The organism is Streptomyces sp. NPDC088124, assembly GCF_040685895.1.
In the GTDB taxonomy this organism is placed as follows: domain Bacteria; phylum Actinomycetota; class Actinomycetes; order Streptomycetales; family Streptomycetaceae; genus Streptomyces.
In genome coordinates this window covers 74,998-91,614 of record NZ_JBFBJB010000009.1, presented here as the reverse complement: position 1 = coordinate 91,614, position 16,617 = coordinate 74,998, and the positions used below count along the sequence as shown (strand labels likewise).

Sequence of the window (16,617 nt, the reverse complement as noted above, 5' to 3'; positions counted from 1 at the left end):
ACGATGATCTCGCTTCTTGGTCGCGGTCCGGGCCGCCGCCTCACCGCGGAACGGGCCCACCGGCGGATCGAGGCCGGCCCGGCCGTTCCGCCGGACGTCCGCGCGACACGGGCCCGCGCGGGCCTGCCGGTCACCGGCGATCGGGGCGACGGCGGCGGTGTCATAGCGTGAGCGCGCTGATCCTGGCCCTGATCGCCGGGGCCGTGGTCGGACTCACGCTCGGCGCGCTCGGCGGAGGCGGCAGTGTCCTTGCGGTACCCGCGCTGATCTACCTGCTCGGTTTCACGCCGGCCGCGGCCACCACCGGCGGCCTGGTCATCGTCACCGCCACCTCACTCACCGCCCTGTACGCCCACGCCCGTACGGGCAACGTCCGCTGGAGAGCCGGCGCCCTCTTCGCGGCGGCCGGACTCCTGCCCGCCGCCGCGGCCGGAGCCGCCGCGTCCCGCCTGCCCCAGCCGGTGCTGACCGCCGCGTTCGCGGCCGTCGCCGCGCTCGCCGCCATCAGGATGCTGCGCCCCGGCCATGCCGTCACCGGCTCGACGGTCGGCGGGGCAGGGCCCGTCAAGGCGGCCGGCGCCGGCGCGGGACTGGGCGCCCTGACCGGACTGCTGGGCGTCGGCGGAGGCTTCCTTGCGGTCCCGGCCCTGGTCACCGTGTTGGCCTTCGAGATGCGAGCCGCCGTCGGTACCAGCCTGCTGGTCATCTCGGCGAACTCGCTCGCTTCCCTGACCACCCGGGGTGGGGCCACCGGCTCCATCGACTGGGCGGTGATCGGCCCCTTCACCGGGGCGGCGATCCTGGGCGCCTGGGACGGCAAGCGCCTGGCCCACGCGGTCACCGGCACGCTCCTGCGGCGCGCCTTCGCCGTCGTGCTGCTGGCTGTGGCCGCCTTCATGCTGATCGACGCCCTCACCTGATGAGTCGGGCGGCGACGCGGCGCCACGGCTCAGGCCAGAGAAAGGAACAGCTTCTCCAGCCGCGCGCGCATCTGTTCCCGGTCACCGGACGCGGCCATGTCCTCATCGGTCAGGCAATGCTGCAGACCGGTGGCGATGATCGCGAAACCCGCCTTGTCCAAGGCCCGGGAAGCCGCCGCGAGTTGCGTGACCACGTCCTCGCAGTCCCTTCCCTCCTCGATCATCTTGATCACGCCGGCGATCTGACCCTGGGCCCGGCGCAGCCGGTTGACCACCGTCTTCAGTTCCTCAGCCGCCATCGCCAGTTCCACGACCCACACTCCTTTCGAGATACCCCCTTGGGTATCGTGCCGAAAGGGCCACCTTAACCGAACAAAGGACGATCCCCCGTGGCATACACCGCCCTCACCGCCGACCGGGCCAACGCCCGGCTGCACGAACTGACCGTCATCGACGTGCGCACCCCCGGCGAATACGCCACCGGCCACCTGCCCGGCGCCCACAACATCCCCCTCGACCACCTCGACACCGCGCTGCCCGCCCTCAGGACCGCCGCCGGTCGCGGTGATCTCCTCATCGTGTGCGCCTCGGGCGCCCGCTCGGCGACCGCCTGCCGGCGTCTGGCCGATCAAGGCATCACCGCTGCCACGCTCACCGGGGGCACCACCGCCTGGACACAGCTCGGTCACGACACCCACCGCCCCGCCGGCACCCGCACCCCCTGGGCCATGGAGCGCCAGGTCCGCCTCACCGCCGGACTCCTCGTCCTGGCCGGCCTGGCCGCCGGACAGAAGTGGAGCGCGGCGCGCCGGCTGTCCGCGGGCATCGCCGGCGGCCTGGTCCTTTCCGCCGTGACCAACACCTGTGGCATGGCCGCAGTGCTCGCCAGGCTTCCCCACAACCAGCCCAGGACGGCCGATCTGGAGGCCACCCTCGCCGTCCTGACCGCCTGACGCCACCGGATCCACGGGGACGGCAACCGCCCGGGGCGGCGGGACCAGTGCTCTCAGCCGAGCTGGGTGGGCACGACCGTCAGCTCGGCGATGTTGACCCGGGCCGGCGCCGCCACCGAGTACGTGATCGCGTCGGCCACGTCGCCGGCGGTGATGGGTGTGATCGCCGACCGCATCTCGGCCAGCCCCAACCGGGTGGCCTCGTGCGCCATGGAATCGCCGAGTTCGGTGATGGCGAACGCCGGGTCGACGGACCGCACCCGTACGCCGCGAGGTCCGAGCGAGGCGCGCAGGTTGCGGGTCAGCTGGGTGACCGCGGCCTTGGTCGCACCGTAGACCGGATAGTCGGCGAAGATCACCTCGGCCGCGATCGAGCTGATGTTGACCAGGTCCGCGGCCCGCCCGGCGTCCGCAGCGGCGAGCAGGTCGTCGATGAAGACCCGGCCGGTCGTCAGGAGTCCCCGGAGATTCACGTCGATCATCTGGTCCCACTCGGCGGTGTCCGCCTCGTCGAACGGCGCTCCGAGCATCACACCGGCATTGGCGACGACCAGGTCGGGGCTGCCCAGGGAGCCACGGATCGTCGCCGCCGCGGTCGCCAGCGCGGCGGGGTCGGTGACGTCGACGGCGAGGGGCAGGACCTCGGCGGAGCCTTCCTTGCGCAGGGTCGCGGCGAGATCGTCCAGCCGCGAGGACCGCCGGCCGAGCAGAGCGACCGCCGCTCCGGCCGAGGCGAAGCGGTGCGCGGTCGCGGCGCCGATCCCGGCGGTTGCCCCGGTGATCACCGCGACCCGGCCGGCGAGCAGCCCCGCGGACGCACCGGGAGCCGACAGGGAGATGTTTTCCGAAAGGTTGTTGGTCATGGGACCGAGCATGTCCGCCGCACGGGAGGCCGGCCAGGCCGCTCTGATCCGGGGTACGCCACCCCCAGGCTGCCGGTCGCGCGCGCATCCGACGTCGCGGCAGACGCTGCGCGAGGTGCGGTGGTCCAGGCCCTGGCGTCCGGATCAGGCTGGATCAGGGAGCGCCCGCCGCGTCAGCGGCCGGCCCTGGGTGGTCGTACGTGCGACGGGGCCCGGAGGCGTCCGCCGGCGGATAGTCTGTGGCGCGCTCGGCGGCGGGCACGCTCATTCCCCCTGGCGGAAGGACATCCATGCGCACCCTGACCTTCGTCATCGGCACCGGTCGCAGTGGGTCGACCGCGCTCTCCCGCATCCTGGCCATGCACCCGGACGTGTTGAGCCTGAACGAGTACATGGCCTCCGTCGGGGAGACCGCTTTCCCCGAAGGCCGGCTGACCGGGGAGGAGTTCTGGCGGACCCTGGCCACGCCCACACCGTATTTCGCGCAGATGCTCCGCAGCGGGCTGCCCATGCCGGAATTCCTGTACACCCGCGAGCCCGGGCGGCGGTACGACGTGTCCACCACGGGCATCCCGGGCCTGTCGCTGATGGTGCTCCCACATCTCACAGAGGATCCCGACGGGCTCCTCGACGAATTGGAGCGCACGGTGGTCCGTTGGCCGGAACGCTCCCCGGCCGGCCATCACCGGGCGCTCTTCGGACATCTGTGCGCCCGGCTGGGGCGGTCCCATGTCGTCGAGCGCTCCGGCTACTCCACCGGTTGGGCCCCTCTCCTGCGCGAGACGTTCCCCGATGCGCGGTTCGTCCACCTGTTCCGCGACGGCCCCGACTGCGCGCTGTCGATGAGCCGCCACCCCGGCTACCGCGTGATCTGTCTGACGCGGGAGATCCTCCGCCGGTGCGAGGTCACTCGTCTCGACGAGCTGACCGATGCCCACGTCCGGACGCTTCCTCCCGCTCTGACGACGCTGCTCGGCGAGCGTTTCGATCCCGCCCTGGTGACCCATCACCCCATCCCCTTGCGGACCTTCGGCGCCCTGTGGTCCCAACTGGTCACCGACGGAACGGAATTCATCGCCCGGTTGCCCGTCGGCCGGGGCGCCACCCTCGCCTACGAGGACCTGCTGGACGACCCGGCCACCGAACTGACCCGTATGGCCGAGTTCATCGGCGTCGCCCCGCGGCCGGAGTGGCTCCGCTCCGCCGACGCCCTTCTCGACCCCGGCCGCCGCGGTTCCGCGAACTCCCTGCCCGCTTCCGAACGCGCCGAGCTGGTGGCCGGTTGCGCGCCCGGCCTGCGCGTCCTGTCCACGGAAGGGCCCGCCTCGCGACCGTCGTAGCGGCGACGCCGAGCCGGGGGAACTCAACTTCCCCGACTGCGGCTTGATGTCAGCTACGCCCGGGGAGCCGCCATGTCGCACACTGGTCGCCGAGCGTGATTTGGTCATGTCCATGCCTCAATGGAGAGGATGTCCGGTGGAAGGATGTAAGTTCACGCGGCGCTCGGTACTGACCGTGGCGGCCGGGGGGATCGCGGGTGTTGGTTCCGGGGCGTTCACCGGCACCGCCCAGGCGGCGCCGGGATCGGCGGACCGGAGAGCGGCCGACCCGCCGACCGGGACGGTACGAGTGTTCTGGCTCAGGCCCTCGGATGTGGCGAACGACTCGCGGTACCCGAACGGCATCACCGGCGTCATGCGGGAGTCACAGCGCTACTACCGCCAGGAACTCGGTGTGACGTTCAAGCTGAACGACCCGGCGGTGGAGGTGGTCCAGGGCAACCACGGGCGGGCCTGGTACGAGAACACACCGAACGGCGGCGAAGCGTACTGGTGGGTGGTCTTCAACATGCAGCAGGAGCTGATGGCCAGGTTCGGCCTCAGATCCCCGGACCCCCGCTGGCTGTGCGTCGGCGAAGTGAGCGCGGAGAAGACGGGTGTCTCGGGCGGCGGTGGAGGCAGCGGCTGGGTGATCCTCAGCGGCCACGACGCCGACGGCGCCGCCGGGGTCAACGGCCCGATGAACCGGTGGTACGGCGGCATGGTGCACGAGTTGGGCCACGCCCTCGGCCTGCCCGACTCCTCGCAGACCGACGGCACGCCGATGTCGGGCTCGTTCTACGAGTATCCGAACTGCCACTTCAGCCAGCAGCAGAAGGACCGGATCCGGAACGGTCCCTACGGCGGCTTCCTGTCCTGAGCCCGGGGCCCCGCCCCTTTTCCGGTGGGCTCGTCGTAGCCGGTACACGCGCGGGCACGGCTTCCGGTGGTCACGGAGTGGCTGGATCGCCGACCACCACGACGGAAGACCGTGCCTGCCGCGTCCTCTCGGTCCGGACCGATGCGCGCCCCGGACCGGTGTGCTCAGTCCGGACCGATGCGCGCCCCGGACCGGAGCGGCAGGTCGAACCGTAGAAGACGCTATGGATCGCTCATCATGTGCGCCTGGCGGGCGACCGGCGCCACGTCGGCATCATGGCCGCCCCGCGGCGGGGGTGCCCGGCCGCAGCGATTCCTTGCGGACCACACCGTCCTGGATCACGCACACGATGTGGGCCGGATCGCCCAGCACGCCGATGTCGGTGAGCGGATCCCCGTCGCACACGACGAGGTCCGCGACGCGGCCGGACGTGAGACTGCCCACAGCACAGTTTCCGTGCCGAATTCGTTCCGGTACGCAGAGAAGCGCCGCCCCTGAGCGCGCAGGATAGTGCCGTGGCGGAGCTCGACGAGCTGGATCGTGGCCTCGTGCACGCCCTGCAGATCCACCCCCGGGCCCCCTGGACGCTGATCGGCGAGGTGCTCGGGATCAACCCGGTCACCGTCGCGCGACGGTGGAACCGCCTCACCGGGCCGCCGGCATCATCCGCCGTGCCGCTCCATGACCCGTGGCGCCCGGGAGCGAGCGGCGGGCGTCGCGAAGGTGGCGGCCACCACCAGGACGAGAACGGGGAGCAGGGCCTGGCGCAGTCCGAAGTGTTCGCCGAGGTACCCGAGGGAGGGCGGCCCCACGAGGAACGCGACGTAGCCGACGGTGGCGGCGAGCGCGACGCGGGCGGCGGAGTCGTCGCCGGAATCGCCTGCCGCGGAGAGCGCGACGGGGAACCCGAGCGATGCTCCCAGGCCCCAGAGGACGGCCGCGGCGGCCGCGACGGCCTGATGGTCGACGAAGATCACAAGGGCCAGTCCCGCCGCCCCGATGAGCGCGCTCGCGCAGAGCGCGGCGGCCCGCCCGAAGCGGTCGACGGCGCGCCCGCCGACGAAGCGCCCGACCGTCATCGCGGCGGCGAACGCGGCGTACACGGCCGATCCGAGAGCAGGGTCGAAGCCGTGGCCGTCCACCATGACCAGCGGGAGCCAGTCGTTCGCCGTCCCCTCGGCCATGGCAAGGGCGAGGATGACGCATCCGATGAGCAGCAGCTTCGTGTCCCTCCACACCGGCGTGCGTTCCGCGTCCGGTGCCCGGTCCGCGGCGCCGGCCCGTCGGCCCACGCCCGGGGGAACCCGGCGGATCACGAGAACCAGCACGGTCAGGACCACGGCCGCGACGGCCGCGAGATGGACGAGGACCGGGAACTCGACCGCGGTCAGGCCCATTCCGCCGAGGGCGCCGATGACCGTACCGAGGCTGAAGAAGCCGTGCATGGCCGGCATCGTGGAGCGGCCGAGCAACCGCTCCACCTCCGCGCCCTCGACGTTGAGGGCCACTTCGCCGCCGCCCATCCCGAGGCCGAAGAGGCCCAGGCCCAGCGCCACGACGAGCCCCGAGCCCGTGCCGGCCCCGATGCCGACGACCCCGGCGCCGGCCGCCACCGCCGTCGTCCCGACCGCGATCACGGGCCGGGCGCCCCAGCGGGCCACCAGCGGGCCCGAGCACAGGATGCCGATCATCGACCCGGCCGCGAGCCCGAACAGGATGAGGCCCATCTGCGCCGTGGAGGCGCCGACCAGGTCGCGCACGTCGGGGGTGCGCGACACCCAGGAGGAGATGGTCAGGCCGGGAACGAAGAACAAGGCGAAGACGGCGGTACGGCGCAGAGCGGGTTCGGCGGTCATGGACGGTGGGCTCCCCAAACACATACGAGCAGAGTGTGTACCATCGTACGCACTAGCGTGTACGTCTGTACACACTTGCTGAGGGGTGCCTCATGGCACATTGGACGCGTGACCGGCACACGACGCGAGATCCCCAACGACCCCGGACGCAAGGAGCGCATCCTGGATGCCGCCCTCGACGTCATTGCCGAGAGCGGGGTGCACCGGACCACCCATCGCAGGATCGCGGCGCGGGCGGAGGTTCCGCTCGGCTCGTTGACGTACTACTTCGACGGCATCGACGATCTGCTCGCGCAGGCGTTCGTGCGTCTCGCCGACACCATGTCCACGCTCTACCGGCAGACCATGCGTGCCGCCGGATCGGCCGCCGAAGCCGAGGCGGCCGTCGTCGAGTTGATCTGCGGGCCGGCCTACGCCACGGAGCGCGACATGACGCTCATCTTCGAGATGTACGCCTACGCCAACCACAACGAGGCGGTTTCCCTCACGGCCCGCACCTGGCTCGAACGCAGCCGGGACAGCCTCGCCCTCTACTTCACGCCGGGGGTGTCCCGCGCGCTCGACGCCCTGATCGAGGGCTGGCCCATGCACCGCGCCTTCGACGGCGCGCCCCTGGACCGGCGGCTCGTCACCGAGACCGTCCACGCGATCGTCAGCGCCGCACCGGACCTCTCCGCCGGCACTGAGTGAACCCGGTGTCCCGGGCACCTGACAGAATCCCCGCATGGCTGAGCACGACACGGATCAGGGCTACCTGCTGGACAACCGGCAATCGGAGGCGGGGACCCGATTCGAGGCCCTCGGTGAGCTGTTCGATCCGGTGACGTTCCGGCACGTCGACCAGCTCGGGATCGCGGCCGGCATGCGCTGCTGGGAGGTCGGAGCCGGTGGTCCGTCCGTACCCCTCGGGCTGGCCGAGCGGGTCGGCCCCGAGGGAAGGGTGGTCGCCACCGACATCGACGTGTCCTGGACCCGGGACATCGCCGGTGGGGTGATCGAGGTGCTGCGCCACGACGTGGCGGCCGACCCGCCGCCGCCCGGCGGCTTCGACCTCGTCCACGCCCGACTTGTCCTGGTCCACGTCACCGACCGCGCCGAGGCGCTTCGCCGGATGGTCCAGGCGCTCCGGCCCGGCGGCCGACTGCTCCTGGAGGACGCCGACCCCGGGCTGCAGCCGCTGCTGTGCCCGGACGAATCGGGTTCCGAACAGAGGCTCGCCAACCGGTTGCGGTCCGGCTTCCGCACCCTGATGGCGGCACGGGGCGCGGACCTCACGTACGGGCGCACCCTGCCCAGGCTGCTGCGTGAAGCCGGTCTGGACGACGTCCGGGCCGACGCCTACTTTCCGATCACCTCGCCGGCGTGTGCCGTTCTTGAGGCCGCGACGGTGCGGCAGATCCGCGGCCGTCTGGTGGCGGAAGGACTCGCCACCGACGAGGAGATCGACCGCCACCTCGCGCACGTCGCCACCGGACGCCTCGACCTGGCCACCGCCCCGATGATCTCCGCGTGGGGCCGCCGCCCGTAACAGGTTATTCCTCGCTCCGGTGGGTGACCGGGGCGTCGGTGCGGTCGCCGGGGAACTCGTACCAGCGGCGCCGCAGGCACACGAACTCCACGTCGGCGCGGACCAGCCGCATGAACCCGCAGACGGTGTCGGTGAGCCGCTCCTGGGAGCCGGGGTGGGCGAGCCGGCCGTCCTCGGTGAAGGCATCGTAGGCACGGGGCAGGCTGAACATGTCCGGATAGACCCGTGTCCCGAGGTGTTCCAGCGGGACCCGCAGCGCCCACAGGCCGCGGTTGCCGCCGATCATCGACGGGGAGGACGAGACCAGGAGCGCGTGCTTGGTCTTGAACGGCTGCGGCTGTACCCGGGAGACCCAGTCGACGGCGTTCTTCAGCACTCCCGGAACGGAGGCGTTGTACTCGGGCGACGAGATCACGAACGCGTCGCAGCGCTTGATCCTTTCGCACAGGGCCAGGGCACCGGCGGGCAGCCCTTCGGCATCCTCCACATCCCCGTCGTACAGCGGCATGTCGAAATCCCGCATCCTGGCCAGGTCGACCTCGGCACCGGTCCCGGTGATCAGGTCCGACGCGAGCGAGGCGAGCCGCGCGTTGGTGGACCCGGCGCGCAGTGCGGCGCCGAACACCAGGACTCGAACGGGAGCCGGCTCGGCGTCCATGGTCATGGTGCGGTCTCTTTCGCCGGGCGATGGTCCCCCCGGCAGTCAGTCTTCCCCAGCCCGGCGCGCCCCACCACACGACGCACCGCGGGCTCCCGAGTGGTCCGACAGGGGGGCGCGGGGGCGTGGGGCCCCGGGGCGCGGGAGGCCTCCGCGCGGGGCGTTGTCAGGGGCTACGGCTCCGGTGGCGGCGCGGGGAGTTCCACCGTGAAGACCGTGTGCCCGGGGCGGCTCGTGACGGTGACCGTGCCACCGTGCGCGGTCACCACCGCCTGGACGATGGCGAGTCCCAGGCCGGTACTGCCCGCCGTGCGCGAGCGGCTGTGGTCCGCGCGGACGAAGCGGCCGAACACCTCGGGCCGGAGTCCCGCGGGGATGCCGGGGCCGTTGTCGGCGACCGTGACCCTGACCCGGGGGTGGCCGGCGTCGGGCTCGGTACCGGACCGGAGCCGTACGCTGACCTCCGTGCCGGGCGGGGTGTGGGTGCGGGCGTTGGCCAGGAGGTTTCCGACGGCCTGGTGCAGCCGGTGTTCGTCTCCCGTGACCGTCACCGCCTGCTCGGGCAGGTCGAGCAGCCACCGGTGCCCGGGGCCCGCGGCGCGCGCGTCCTCCGTCGCGTCGAGGACGAGCCGGGTCAGATCCACCGGGCTCCGGTCGAGGGCGCGCCCCGCGTCGAGCCGGGCGAGCAGCAGCAGATCGTCGACGAGGCGGCTCATCCTCCGGGACTCGGCGTGGATCCGGTCCAGCGCGCGCCGCACCTCGGGCGGTACGGGGCCCCGGTGCCGTAGCGCCAGCTCCGCGTGACCGCGGATGTTGGCCACGGGGGTGCGCAGTTCGTGGCTGGCGTCCGCGGCGAAGTGGCGCAGCCGCTCCTCACTGGCCCGGCGCCGCTCCAGGGCGCCGCCGACATGGCCCAGCATGCGGTTGACGGCGGTGGCCACCTGACCCACCTCGGTCCTGGGGTCGGCGACCGGGACCGGCTCCGGCATGGCGATGTCACCGTCGGCCAGGGGCCGTTCGGCCACGCTCGCCGCGGTGGCCGTGACACGCCGCAGGGGCCGCAGGGAGAGCCGTACCCACAGGGCACCCACGACACCGGTGGCGGCCAGGGCGGCGCCGAAGACCACCGCCTCCACGCCCTCCAGCCGGCGCACGGTCTCCTCCACCGGCCGGAGGGGCAATCCGGTGATCAGGACGTCCTGGTCGTCGCCCCGTACGGCGGTGAGCCGGTAGGCGCCGAGAGCGGACAGCCGTCGGCTGTGCCCGTCTCCGTCGACGGGCACGTCGGCCAGGGTCCGCCGGTCCTCGGCGGTGAGGGGCACCGGGGCGTCCGTCCGGTCCCGTACGACGGCCGCCCGGGTGGTCGTACCGTGCAGCAGGCGCGCGCCGAACGTGCCCTCCGACTGGCCCCGGGTGTCGGGCCGGTTGTCGGAGTCCGGTGTGGCCTCGTGCTCCAGGCTCGCCGCGAAGCGCCCCCCGGACGCGGTGAGCTGCTGGTCCAGCCGGCGTACGAGAAACCCTTCGAGGGCCAGGACGGTCGTGACGCCCACGGCCAGGCAGGCGAGGGCCAGCAGGACGACGAGCCCACCGGTGAGCTGACCGCGCAAGGTGCGGGGGCGCAGCCGCCGCGTCAGGCCGACCGCCCGGGCACGGGCTCCGGCGCGCATCAGGGCGCCGGCTTGAGGACGTAGCCCACCCCGCGCACGGTGTGGATCATCGGGGTCCGGCCGGCGTCGACCTTCTTGCGCAGGTAACTGATGTAGAGCTCGACGACATGCGCGCGGCCACCGAAGTCGTACGACCAGACACGGTCGAGGATCTGCGCCTTGGACATCACACGGCGCGGGTTGCGCATCAGGAACCTGAGCAGTTCGAACTCCGTACGGGACAGTTCCACGAGCGCGCCGCCCCGGGTCACCTCGCGCGCCTCCTCGTCCATGACCAGGTCGCCGACGGTCAGCAGGCCCTCGCCGTCCGGCCGGCCCGCGGCGGGGTCGCGCGCCATGCCCGCCCTGCGCAGCAGCCCGCGCAGCCGGGCCAGCACTTCTTCGAGGCTGAAGGGTTTGGTCACGTAGTCGTCGCCGCCCGCCGTGATCCCGGTGACGCGGTCCTCCACGGAGTCCCGCGCGGTGAGGAAGAGGACACACACATGTCCCAGCTCCCCGCTCGCCGCCCGCAGCTCCCGCAGCACCCGCAGACCGTCCATGTCGGGCAGCATCCAGTCCAGGACGACGGCGTGCGGCCGGAAGGCGCGGGCGGCGGCGACGGCCCCCGCCCCGTCGGCGGCGGTGCGGACCTGCCAGCCCTCGTCCGACAGCACGCCGGACAGGACCTCGGTGAGGTCGGGCTCGTCGTCGACGACGAGTACCCGGACGGGACCGCCGTCGTCGCCGTACAGGCGGGGCGGGGAGCTGTGCGTGTTCATGGTGGCTCCAGCATCGCGCGCGAGCGACGGCACCGGGCGACGGCGGGCTCTGAGTTTCCTCTGAATGTGCACCGGAGGCACCGGCCCACCGGCGTTCTCAGAGGCTTCTCATAGGTCGCGCTGTGACGCTGGCCCTCACATCGAAGGAGAGGGGGCCCTCATGAGTACGGTGATTCCCACCCGCCGTCCGGCGGACCGCACGGCCCGTCCGCGGCGTCCGCGGTCGATCGCGCCGCTGCTGACACAGTGCGCCATCTGGGTCGGCGCCGCCGGAGTGCTCGTGCTGTGGTGGCGCGACACCACCTCGGTGGTGGGCGTGGCGGGGTGGCTGACCGGCGCGGGCCGCATCACGGGACTGCTGGCCGGATACGCCTGCGCGGTTCTGGTGGCACTGATGTCCCGCGCTCCCGTCCTGGACCACACCGTCGGCAGCGACCGGCTCGCCCGCTGGCACGCCATGGGAGGCCGCTACACCGTCTCTCTCGTGCTCGCCCACACACTGCTGATCATCTGCGGGTACGCCCTGACCTCGGGCACCGGTGTGGTGGCGCAGACGTCCACGCTCGTCCTGCACTACCCGGACATGCTCAAGGCGACCGCCGCCTTCCTGCTGCTGGTCGCCACCGGGATCGTCTCGGCACGGGCCGCGCGCCGCAGGATGCGGTACGAGACCTGGCACCATCTCCACTTCGCGACCTACCTGGCGGTCTTCCTCGCCTTCTCCCACCAGCTCAGCAACGGCGCGGACTTCGTCGGCCACCGAGCCGCCCAGGTGACCTGGTACGCCCTGTATCTCGGGGTGGCCGCGCTGATCGGCTGGTACCGCTTCGTGGTCCCCGTGCGGCGTGCCCTGCGCCACCGGCTGCGCGTCGCCGCTCTGCGGCACGAGGCACCGGGGGTCGTCTCCGTACATCTGGCCGGCAGGCACCTGGACGAACTGAACGCGCGCCCGGGGCAGTTCTTCCGCTGGCGTTTCCTGGCGCCGGGCCTGTGGTGGGCCGCCAACCCGTACTCGCTCTCCGCGCCACCTCACCCGCGCGAGCTGCGGATCACCGTCAAGGCGGCGGGGGCCCACAGCGCCGCCCTCGCCACGCTGCGGCCGGGCACCAGGGTGTGGGCGGAGGGCCCGTACGGCGCCTTCACGGCCGGTCGGCGCCGGTCGGCCAAGGTGCTCCTGCTGGCGGGCGGCGTCGGCATCACCCCGCTGCGGGCGCTCTTCGAGACCCTGCCGGGCGAGGTGACCCTCGTCTACCGGGCCCGCCGCCCGGAGGACCTGGCGCTGCGCGGCGAACTCGACGCGATCGCCGCCGCCCGGGGCGCCGTCGTGCACTACGTCGTCGACGAACCGGCCTCGGCCCCGGCGCGGATGACCCCGGCCCGGACCGCGCCGCTCACCGCCCGCGCCCTGGCCCGCCTGGTGCCGGACCTCGCCGCGCACGAGGTGTACCTGTGCGGTCCGCCCGGGATGACCGGCGCGGCGCGCCGCGCGCTGCGTGCGGCCGGGGTGCCGCGCCGCCACATCCACCACGAGTCGTTCGCGTTCTGAGGAGCCCCGGCATGTCCGCACCCGTCCGCCGAGCCGTGCTGGTCGCGGCGTCGACCAGCGCCGTCGTCGTCCTGCTGCTCTCCCTGAAGCCGCACCGTCCCGCCGCACTCGCGGCGGGCCCACCCCCGGCGCCCGCCGCGCCCCCGTCGCGGAGCGCGTCGTCACCCGCACCGGGCAGCTCGCACCCGACCGGCGGCAGCTACACCGGCGACGCCGTGCCCACCCAGTACGGCACGGTGCAGGTCGCCGCCACCGTCAAGAACGGACAGCTGACCGCCGTCACGGTCCTCCAGGCACCGTCCGGGGACGGCCGCAGCAGACAGCTCGCCGCCACCGCCGTACCCCGGCTGACCCAGGAGGCGCTGGCGGCGCACAGCGCGCACATCGACGCGGTCTCCGGCGCCAGCTACACCAGCCAGGGCTACATCCAATCCCTGCAGAGCGCGCTGGACCGGGCCGGTGTCTGACGCCCCGCGCGGAGTGCGCCACGTCGAGCACGTCATGGGCACCGTCTTCTCCTTCGACATCCGCGACCCCCGCACCCCGGCGATCGGGGCGGCCCTGCGGGAAGCCGTGGCCTGGCTGCACCACGTCGACGCCGAGTACTCCCCGTACCGCCCGGACAGTGCCGTAAGCCGCCTGGCGCGCGGCGAGACCCGGCCGGCCGACTGCTCGCCGGAGGTACGGGACGTCCTTGCCCTCTGCGAGGGCGCGGCGCGGGCCAGCGGCGGCTGGTTCAGCCATCGGCCGGGCTCCACGCTCGACCCGTCCGGGCTGGTCAAGGGGTGGTCGGTCGAGCACGCCTCGCGCATCCTGTACGACGCGGGTGCCCGTAACACCTGTGTCAACGGCGGCGGCGACCTCCGGCTCAGGGGCGAGGCGGCCCCCGGCACGCCGTGGCGTACCGGCATCGCCCACCCGTTGCGTCCGGGGGCGCTGTGCGCGGTCGTCACCGGCCGTGACCTGGCCGTCGCCACCTCGGGCACAGCCGAACGCGGCGCCCACATCGTCGACCCGCACACCGGAGCGCCCGCTGCCGGCCCGGCCTCCATCACCCTCACGGGCCCCGGACTGACCCTGACCGACGCGTATGCCACCGCCGCCTTCGCCATGGGCGAGGCGGCCCGCGACTGGGTGGAGTCCCTCGACGGCTACGAGGCGTTCGCCGTCCTGCCCGACGGCCGGTCCTGGCGGACGCCGGGCTTCCCCGGGTAGGCCGTTCCGGCCGGGCGCGACCGGTGCGGCCATGGCTGATCCGCACCGGTCGCGCGGCTCATGGCGGGGGACACGACCGTGTCCGGTCCGAAAGACCCGGCCAGGCCCGTGATGAGCCCGCACCGCCCTCAGCGGCTCCGCGGGACGTCCTTGACGAACACGAGGCCGTCGAGGCTCGCCAGGTGGGCCGGGTCGAGAGAGGCGTAGCCGAACCAGGGGGACACGCGGGGCGCGGGCGGCGTACCGCCGAGGGAGGCGGCCAGTCGCGACGCGTCGACGAGGCAGCGGTCCTCCGGGAGCGCGTACAGGAGTCCTTCGAGGGTGTCCGGCGCCGGGGTGTCCACCCCCTGGTGCCGGATCGTGCCGAGGGCCGTGGCCACGAAGGCGTACTCCTTCCCGAGCCGGGCGCTCACCAGCGCGCCGGCGCTCCACCACTCCACCGGTCCCTGCCACATCCGCATACCGCTCTTCTCCCGCTGGAGATGGGAGTTGTGGGCGTGGACGAATGCCGGGCCCCGGGCGGCGACGGCGAGGAGATTGTCGGCCATCATCACGTCCCGCAGTGCGCACAGCCGTGTCATACGGGCCGGGGAGTTGTCGGCCATGCGGGAGTGGTAGCGCAGCAGACCGGTCGCGGTGCGCCCGTACAGGCGGGCCCGGTCCCAGTCGTCCCGCGAGGTCGCCGTGATCAGGTGCGGCGTCTGGGCGTCGAGCAGCGCCACCAGATCGTCGGCGAGCAGCCGCAGTCGGCCGGCCTCCGCCGACTGCCCCATGGACCGGGACGGGTCCGTCATCGCGGCGGGGTCGGTCCACCGGTCGTCGCTGCCGAGCAGGCGGTCGAGTGTGTCCGCGGCGCAGGGGAGCAGGTCCGCGTCCACCCGGGCCGAGAGGTAGCCGTGGAGGGCGGTGAGGGCGTGCCGGGGGCTCGCGGCGTGGGTGATCTCCAGCGGGCCGTCGAAACCGGCGAAGCGGAGCTGTTCGGACGCGGGCCGGCCGTCGTTGTGGGCACGCATCCAGCGCACCAGTTCGCGGTTGGCCGCGAAGGCGCCCCAGCCGTGGCTGAATCCGTGCTCCATGACCTCGTCGAGCGTGCCCGTGCCCGAGGTGACGTACGCGTCCACGGCCAGGCCCGCCACGCAGTCGCTCTCGATCGCGATCGTCCGGTAGCCCTCGCTCTCGACGAGCTGCCGGAAGAGTTCGTTGCGCAGATCGAGCAGAGTGTCCTCGCCATGGGTGGGCTCGCCCAGGGCGAGCAGCCGCGGCCGGTCGGGGAGGAGGCCCATGACGGCGGCGGCCTCGACGGCACGGGTCTCGACGGCAAGGGGCGTGGCGGCCGAGGTTGTGGCGGCAGGGGTGGTGGCGGCAGGGGTGATGTCCTTGATGTCAGCATCCATGCCATCAACGGTATCGTTGAACCTTCGGTGGAAACTTTCCCGCGATATCGTCGGCATCATGGGACGGAACCTTCAAAACGGGGAGCGGCTCAGGCCGGTCGATCTGGCGCGCGGGCACGGTCTGTCCACGCAGGCGGTGCGGAACTACGAGGAGGCGGGCATCCTTCCGGCCGCGGGCCGCACTCCCCACGGGTACCGCGCCTACACCCCGCTGCACGCGCGGGCGCTGCGCGCGTTTCTCGCCCTGGTGCCCGCGCACGGCCACCGGACGGCGTCGGCGATCATGCGGGCGGTGAACCGGGGCGCGGCCGAGGAGGCGTTGCGCCTCATCGACGAGAGCCACGCCCAGCTCCTCGACGACCGGGTGACCCTCCAGGCCGTCGAGAGCGCCCTCCACGACCTGGAGCCCACCCCACCGCGCGAGCCCGGCGGCAGGTCCGGGCCGGCCACGGAGTCCGGGCCCGGCGGCCGGTCGCCCGGCGCCATGTTCATCGGTCCGCTCGCGGGGAGGCTCGGCATCCGGCCCGCGACGCTGCGCGCGTGGGAGCGCGCCGGGCTGGTCCGCCCGCGCCGCGACCCGCTGACCGGATACCGCGTCTACGACGAGGCCGACGTACGGGACGCCCGGCTGGCCCACCAGCTCAGGCGCGGTGGCTATCTGCTGGAGCAGATCGCACCGCTGATCGCCCAGGTGCGGGCGGCCGGCGGTCTTGAGCCGCTGGAGTCCGCGCTGGGCGACTGGCACGGCCGGCTGTCCGCCCGCGGGCGGGCGATGCTGACCGGGGCCGCCGAGTTGGACGCGTACCTCCGCGAGGCGGAATCGCGGAGCGGGCACGGCGGGCGGACAATCAAGGAAATCAGCAGCGAGGGGAGGACACGGTGATCGTCCTCGGCATCATCCTGCTCGTGGTCGGATTCGTCACCAGCGTCTCCGTTCTGTGGACCATCGGGATCATCCTTGTCGCGATCGGCGCCATCCTGTGGGCGCTGGGGGCCCTGGGGCACGCGGTGGGCGGCAGGCGTCACTACTGGTGACGAGGGGGGGCATCGCCCGTGCCCC

General features: G+C 72.9%; 20 protein-coding genes and 1 pseudogene. 13 read left to right on the top strand and 8 right to left on the bottom strand.

The window, feature by feature from the left end; translation table 11 throughout:
- Window positions 1–3 precede the first annotated feature (3 nt).
- Window positions 4–171, top strand: a complete 168-nt coding sequence (locus AB0P17_RS09890) for a hypothetical protein (protein ID WP_365809280.1) — start codon at window positions 4–6, stop codon at window positions 169–171.
- A complete protein-coding gene (locus AB0P17_RS09885) occupies window positions 168–920 on the top strand; it encodes a sulfite exporter TauE/SafE family protein (RefSeq protein ID WP_365809279.1) in 753 nt (250 codons plus the stop codon). Before AB0P17_RS09890 ends, AB0P17_RS09885 begins: the two co-directional genes overlap by 4 nt.
- Window positions 921–949: 29 nt before the next feature.
- Here the strand turns inward: AB0P17_RS09885 and AB0P17_RS09880 are convergent, their stop codons facing one another.
- Complete coding sequence (locus AB0P17_RS09880; RefSeq protein WP_098750301.1) at window positions 950–1,231, bottom strand: metal-sensitive transcriptional regulator; 282 nt, start codon at window positions 1,229–1,231, stop codon at window positions 950–952.
- A 78-nt stretch (window positions 1,232–1,309) separates the two neighbouring features.
- Here AB0P17_RS09880 and AB0P17_RS09875 point away from each other — a divergent pair, with 78 nt between their 5' ends.
- Complete coding sequence (locus AB0P17_RS09875; protein WP_365809277.1) at window positions 1,310–1,873, top strand: rhodanese-like domain-containing protein; 564 nt, start codon at window positions 1,310–1,312, stop codon at window positions 1,871–1,873.
- A gap of 53 nt (window positions 1,874–1,926) precedes the next feature.
- Here the strand turns inward: AB0P17_RS09875 and AB0P17_RS09870 are convergent, their stop codons facing one another.
- Window positions 1,927–2,736 carry an SDR family NAD(P)-dependent oxidoreductase gene (locus tag AB0P17_RS09870; RefSeq protein WP_365809275.1) on the bottom strand — a complete coding sequence of 270 codons (810 nt, stop codon included), beginning with the start codon at window positions 2,734–2,736 and terminating at the stop codon, window positions 1,927–1,929.
- 290 nt (window positions 2,737–3,026) lie between these two features.
- Between AB0P17_RS09870 and AB0P17_RS09865 the strand changes: the two genes are divergently transcribed.
- Entirely contained in the window at window positions 3,027–4,076 is a 1,050-nt protein-coding gene (locus tag AB0P17_RS09865; RefSeq protein ID WP_365809274.1) for a sulfotransferase, read from the top strand.
- A 136-nt stretch (window positions 4,077–4,212) separates the two neighbouring features.
- Complete coding sequence (locus AB0P17_RS09860; RefSeq protein WP_365809272.1) at window positions 4,213–4,935, top strand: hypothetical protein; 723 nt, start codon at window positions 4,213–4,215, stop codon at window positions 4,933–4,935.
- A 273-nt stretch (window positions 4,936–5,208) separates the two neighbouring features.
- Here the strand turns inward: AB0P17_RS09860 and AB0P17_RS09855 are convergent, their stop codons facing one another.
- Complete coding sequence (locus AB0P17_RS09855) at window positions 5,209–5,379, bottom strand: hypothetical protein (RefSeq protein WP_365809270.1); 171 nt, start codon at window positions 5,377–5,379, stop codon at window positions 5,209–5,211.
- A 71-nt stretch (window positions 5,380–5,450) separates the two neighbouring features.
- Here AB0P17_RS09855 and AB0P17_RS09850 point away from each other — a divergent pair.
- A pseudogene (locus AB0P17_RS09850) lies at window positions 5,451–5,570 on the top strand (AsnC family protein); the annotation flags it as partial.
- 27 nt (window positions 5,571–5,597) lie between these two features.
- Here AB0P17_RS09850 and AB0P17_RS09845 read toward each other — a convergent pair.
- Entirely contained in the window at window positions 5,598–6,791 is a 1,194-nt protein-coding gene (locus tag AB0P17_RS09845; RefSeq protein WP_365809268.1) for an MFS transporter, read from the bottom strand.
- 108 nt (window positions 6,792–6,899) lie between these two features.
- On the opposite strand from AB0P17_RS09845, the gene AB0P17_RS09840 reads away from it, so the two are divergent.
- Together AB0P17_RS09840 and AB0P17_RS09835 are read left to right on the top strand one after the other, a co-directional pair.
- A complete protein-coding gene (locus AB0P17_RS09840; RefSeq protein WP_365809444.1) occupies window positions 6,900–7,481 on the top strand; it encodes a TetR family transcriptional regulator in 582 nt (193 codons plus the stop codon).
- A gap of 34 nt (window positions 7,482–7,515) precedes the next feature.
- Window positions 7,516–8,319, top strand: coding sequence for a methyltransferase domain-containing protein (locus AB0P17_RS09835; protein ID WP_365809267.1), 804 nt, complete (start codon window positions 7,516–7,518; stop codon window positions 8,317–8,319).
- A gap of 4 nt (window positions 8,320–8,323) precedes the next feature.
- Here the strand turns inward: AB0P17_RS09835 and AB0P17_RS09830 are convergent, their stop codons facing one another.
- The 3 genes from AB0P17_RS09830 to AB0P17_RS09820 form a co-directional block, all read right to left on the bottom strand.
- Entirely contained in the window at window positions 8,324–8,983 is a 660-nt protein-coding gene (locus AB0P17_RS09830; RefSeq protein ID WP_365809266.1) for an NAD(P)H-dependent oxidoreductase, read from the bottom strand.
- A 167-nt stretch (window positions 8,984–9,150) separates the two neighbouring features.
- On the bottom strand, window positions 9,151–10,644 hold the full coding sequence (locus AB0P17_RS09825; RefSeq protein ID WP_365809265.1) for a HAMP domain-containing sensor histidine kinase: 1,494 nt from the start codon (window positions 10,642–10,644) through the stop codon (window positions 9,151–9,153).
- Window positions 10,644–11,402 carry a response regulator transcription factor gene (locus AB0P17_RS09820; RefSeq protein ID WP_365809264.1) on the bottom strand — a complete coding sequence of 253 codons (759 nt, stop codon included), beginning with the start codon at window positions 11,400–11,402 and terminating at the stop codon, window positions 10,644–10,646. Before AB0P17_RS09820 ends, AB0P17_RS09825 begins: the two co-directional genes overlap by 1 nt.
- A gap of 160 nt (window positions 11,403–11,562) precedes the next feature.
- On the opposite strand from AB0P17_RS09820, the gene AB0P17_RS09815 reads away from it, so the two are divergent.
- The 3 genes from AB0P17_RS09815 to AB0P17_RS09805 are packed head-to-tail and all read left to right on the top strand — an operon-like array spanning window position 11,563 to window position 14,163.
- Entirely contained in the window at window positions 11,563–12,948 is a 1,386-nt protein-coding gene (locus tag AB0P17_RS09815) for a ferredoxin reductase family protein (RefSeq protein ID WP_365809262.1), read from the top strand.
- Between the two features lie 11 nt (window positions 12,949–12,959).
- Window positions 12,960–13,415, top strand: a complete 456-nt coding sequence (locus tag AB0P17_RS09810; RefSeq protein ID WP_365809260.1) for an FMN-binding protein — start codon at window positions 12,960–12,962, stop codon at window positions 13,413–13,415.
- The gene (locus tag AB0P17_RS09805) at window positions 13,408–14,163 is read left to right on the top strand and encodes an FAD:protein FMN transferase (protein WP_365809259.1); all 756 of its coding nucleotides are present in this window, start codon (window positions 13,408–13,410) and stop codon (window positions 14,161–14,163) included. Before AB0P17_RS09810 ends, AB0P17_RS09805 begins: the two co-directional genes overlap by 8 nt.
- A 128-nt stretch (window positions 14,164–14,291) precedes the next feature.
- On the opposite strand, the gene AB0P17_RS09800 is transcribed toward AB0P17_RS09805, so the two are convergent.
- Window positions 14,292–15,446: an erythromycin esterase family protein gene (locus tag AB0P17_RS09800; protein WP_365809443.1), complete on the bottom strand. Its 1,155-nt coding sequence runs from the start codon at window positions 15,444–15,446 to the stop codon at window positions 14,292–14,294.
- 169 nt (window positions 15,447–15,615) lie between these two features.
- On the opposite strand from AB0P17_RS09800, the gene AB0P17_RS09795 reads away from it, so the two are divergent.
- Together AB0P17_RS09795 and AB0P17_RS09790 are read left to right on the top strand one after the other, a co-directional pair.
- Window positions 15,616–16,440, top strand: a complete 825-nt coding sequence (locus AB0P17_RS09795) for a TioE family transcriptional regulator (protein WP_365809257.1) — start codon at window positions 15,616–15,618, stop codon at window positions 16,438–16,440.
- The gene (locus tag AB0P17_RS09790) at window positions 16,437–16,592 is read left to right on the top strand and encodes a DUF6131 family protein (protein ID WP_365809255.1); all 156 of its coding nucleotides are present in this window, start codon (window positions 16,437–16,439) and stop codon (window positions 16,590–16,592) included. The genes AB0P17_RS09795 and AB0P17_RS09790 overlap by 4 nt, the downstream gene beginning before the upstream one ends.
- Window positions 16,593–16,617 lie beyond the last annotated feature (25 nt).